At 43.5% G+C, this 3,848-nt stretch carries 4 protein-coding genes; 3 read left to right on the top strand and 1 reads right to left on the bottom strand.

Annotated elements, in window-relative coordinates; all coding sequences use genetic code 11:
• Positions 1-18 precede the first annotated feature (18 nt).
• The 3 genes from accD to ACN6OV_RS05865 are packed head-to-tail and all read left to right on the top strand — an operon-like array spanning position 19 to position 3,172.
• Positions 19-915 (top strand): acetyl-CoA carboxylase, carboxyltransferase subunit beta, encoded by an 897-nt coding sequence (gene accD / locus ACN6OV_RS05875; RefSeq protein ID WP_427950671.1) that lies wholly within the window; start codon positions 19-21, stop codon positions 913-915.
• Positions 912-2,195, top strand: coding sequence for a bifunctional tetrahydrofolate synthase/dihydrofolate synthase (gene folC / locus ACN6OV_RS05870; protein WP_427950670.1), 1,284 nt, complete (start codon positions 912-914; stop codon positions 2,193-2,195). The genes accD and folC overlap by 4 nt, the downstream gene beginning before the upstream one ends.
• A complete protein-coding gene (locus ACN6OV_RS05865; protein WP_427950667.1) occupies positions 2,186-3,172 on the top strand; it encodes an SPOR domain-containing protein in 987 nt (328 codons plus the stop codon). The genes folC and ACN6OV_RS05865 overlap by 10 nt, the downstream gene beginning before the upstream one ends.
• Before the next feature lie 25 nt (positions 3,173-3,197).
• Here ACN6OV_RS05865 and ACN6OV_RS05860 read toward each other — a convergent pair whose 3' ends face one another.
• Entirely contained in the window at positions 3,198-3,773 is a 576-nt protein-coding gene (locus tag ACN6OV_RS05860; RefSeq protein WP_427950665.1) for a dual specificity protein phosphatase family protein, read from the bottom strand.
• Positions 3,774-3,848 lie beyond the last annotated feature (75 nt).

Raw genomic sequence — 3,848 nt, 5'->3', positions numbered from 1 at the left:
TGCGCTCGATGAGTTAGTATGAGTCAAGACGCAAAAACAGGCAAAATTCTAAGCGCATCTACGCCATGGACTGAGCGCGTTGTACCGGGTATTCAGATACCCGATGAACAGCAAGCCTTAAAGGCAACATTTACTGAGCCAACGATTGAATGTCCTGAATGTCATGCACTCGTGACGCGCACTGCGATGTCATTTAATGCTTACGTTTGTCCACAATGTGATGAACATCTACGCATGAAAGCGCGTGATCGTTTGAACTGGTTCTTTGATCAAGTGCAAAAAGAACTTGGTCAAGAATTTAAAGCCAAAGATCCACTTAAATTTGTCGATAGCAAAGCTTATCCTGATCGTATGAGCGAAGCTCAGCAAAAAACTGGTGAAACTGAAGCGCTTGTAGTGATGCAAGGTTTGCTCAAAGACATCCCGATGATTGCAGCGGCATTCGAATTTGATTTTATGGGCGGTTCAATGGGCACAGTGGTCGGTGACCGTTTTGTTCAAGCGGCTGAACTTGCGATTAAAGCTAAACAACCGTTGATCTGCTTTGCTGCATCAGGTGGTGCACGTATGCAAGAAGGCATGTTGTCTTTGATGCAAATGGCGCGTACTTCTGCGGCAATCCAAAAAATGAAAGATGCGGGTCTACCGTATTTAGTGGTGTTGACTCATCCGGTTTATGGCGGTGTAACAGCGTCACTTGCAATGTTAGGTGATGTGCATATTGCTGAGCCGAAAGCTATGATTGGTTTCGCAGGTAAACGTGTCATTGAGCAAACAGTACGTGAAAAACTAGAAGAACCGTTCCAACGTGCTGAATACTTGCTTGATCATGGTGTAATCGATCAAATTGTTCACCGTCATGCATTACGTGATACAGTTTATCGTATTGTCGCGAAATTGATGAATTTGCCTTGAACACAGCACCACTTGCATCTGATTCTTTAAACACATGGCTCGATTATTGGAGCCATGTTCATGTTACGGGTATTGATTTAGGTCTGGAACGGGTGATACCTGTTGCAGAACGATTGGGGGTGACTCAGCCGAATGCCAAAGTTTTGACAGTCGCAGGGACCAACGGTAAAGGTTCAACCACCACAACCTTAGCAGCGATTTTAAATGCGCAAGGGTATAAGGTTGGATTGTACCAATCTCCCCATATCTATCGTTTCAATGAACGGGTAAAGCTTCAAGGTGTTGAAGTGGACGACCAAAGCCTGATTGATGCCTTTGTCGCTGTAGATCAGGCACGTCGTGAATGTGATTTAAGTTTGTCATTTTTTGAAGCGACCACTTTGGCCGCTTTTGTTATTTTTAAACAGCAACAGTGTGATGTTTGGGTGCTCGAAGTTGGCCTGGGTGGTCGACTCGATGTGGTGAATGTCATTGATCCAGATGTTGCTGTTATTACCAATATTGGGCTTGACCATACCGATTGGTTGGGCGATAGCATCGAAAAAATTGCGTTTGAAAAAGCTGGCATTATCCGTCCCCATGTTCCTGTGATTTTTGGTGGTGATCAAGAACTTCCTGCGGCGATTCGTCAAAAGGTGGAAGACTGTCAGGCCACGCTGCATGTGCTGCATCGCGATTATTTCTACCAATACAGTGAAGATGGTCAGTCTTGGATGTTCGCCTCTTCAGGTACGACCTTAAAACTGCCTGTCGGTGCTTTGGCACTAGAAAATATCTCAACTGCAGTTGCGGCGATTCTGGTCAGCGGATTAGAAGTGACTCAACAGGCGATTGCAACAGGTATTGTCAATGCCAAACTGCAAGGTCGTTTTGAAGTGCGTGAAATTGCCGGAAAAACTGTGATTTTTGATGCGGGGCATAATCCGCATGGTGTTGAATTTTTGTTAAAGCAATTGCGAAATTTCCTCCAGTACAATAAACAGTACACAGAAGTGATTAGCGTTTTTTCAATGCTGACTGATAAAGACATAAATTCTGTCGTTAACTTATTGAAAGATACCGTAAGAATGTGGAAAATTGCACAATTAACGGTACCGCGTGCGGCTGAGATCACACAATTAGATGACGCGTTACAGAATCAAGTCGTAGAACATTACGACAATGTAAAATTAGCTTTTAAGTCAGCGCTGGAAGAAACAAAGAATAATCAGCTGATTCTGGTATGTGGTTCGTTTCATACCTTAGAAGCGGTATGGGAGTATCTGGAAGAATGTCAATGAATAACAAACAACGCTGGATGGGTGGCGTTGTTTTATTAGGGGGTGGGGTGCTTTTAGCCGCGCTACTTCTCAAAGGTAAAGAAGAAATACATCAAACTCAGAACCAAGCACCAAACATGGCACAAGTTGAACAACAAGGCCAAGGTGCAGGGAAAATGTCGTCATTGACAGTTGATGTTGAAACTGAAAAACGTCTACTGGAAGAACAGCGTCGTACACGTGAAAAGTCGGTTGCGGAACAAGAAGCGCGTGCGGCTGAATTTTTGGCCATGCAGCAACAAGCGGAAGCCGATGCAGCACGTAAAGCTGCTGAAGAATACGCAGCATTAAATGCGCACCGTACCGCACAGCAAAGTTCAGACAATATTCCACCAGAACTGGTTGAAGATGAAAAAGCCAAGCAAAAGCGTATTGCTGAGGAAAAGTTGGCGGCTCAAAAAAAGTTAGACCAACAAACGGCGCAACAAAAGTCTGACCAACAAGCACGTGTAGCAGCCGAAAAGAAAGCGGCTGATGAAAAACGTCAAGCCGAAGCCAAAAAAGAAGCTGAACGTAAAGCGCAAGCTGAAGCCAATAAAAAGGCAGCTGAAAAGAAAGCCGCTGAAGAAAAACGCAAAGCTGACGAGAAACGCCAAGCTGAAGAAAAGCAAAAGGCTGAAGAAAAACGTAAAGCAGAAGCGAAGAAAAAAGCTGAAGCTGAAAAGGCACGTGACTTACTTGAAAATGGCGATAAGCAATGGATGGTTCAGGTTGCACTGGCTGCAAATGAAGCGAATGCGGATGCTGTTGCTGCGAAATTGCGTGCCAAAGGCTATAAAGTGACCAAGAGTCCAACCTCTAAAGGGATCCGGATTATGGTTGGACCATCGAAAGACCGTGATGCCGCAGATGCAACCCGTAAAAAAATTAACGCAGATGCAAGTTTGAATATGAAATCTGCATGGGTGATTGACTGGGTGCCACTGGATAAACGTTAAGTTTGAAGCAGGTACTTGGTTGTATTTAAGATGGATTCAGGAGTTGCTCTTGAATCCATCTTACATTTTTAACATTCAATAACTGGTCTATATTTTTCCAAATGGAATGGTAACCGTAGCCACCGTGTTTCATTTCTTGTTTGGCCGCCTCAATACTCCAGCCTTGAAAAATAATACGATACATTGCCACACTCGCGCCTGTACGGTCGGAACCGTGGTAGCAATGAATCAATACTTTTTGCTGCTTTTGTTTAGCCTGTTGAATCGTTCGCATCACTTGTAGTAAATCTTCTCGATTTATTTGCCAAGTATGAATCGGAAGATGAACATATTCGATGCTAGGGTCTTGTACGATTTTTGGATCTTTATGTCGAGCACGTAAATTAATTATCACATCAATTTGATGTGTTTGAATCAGTTGGCTTAACTCAGCCGAAGGTTGTTCACTACGATAAAGAGAATGATCAATTTGATAAAAATTACTGTCGCGTTGAATTAGTTCACCCCAACTATCAGGACGTTCATTTAAGGGTAAGGCAGGGCTAGTCATGCAAGCACTGAGATTAATACAGCAAACTAAAGCGATAATTATTTTTTTCATTTTTTATCACTTGGAGCGTAAAACCTCGTGGTTCAGCACGAGGATATAAGCGACTGGCGTAAGCCATACGACATG

The sequence above is a fragment of the Acinetobacter sp. genome (genome assembly GCF_050285345.1).
In the GTDB taxonomy this organism is placed as follows: Bacteria; Pseudomonadota; Gammaproteobacteria; order Pseudomonadales; family Moraxellaceae; genus Acinetobacter.
This window is presented reverse-complemented; position numbering and strand designations above follow the sequence as displayed.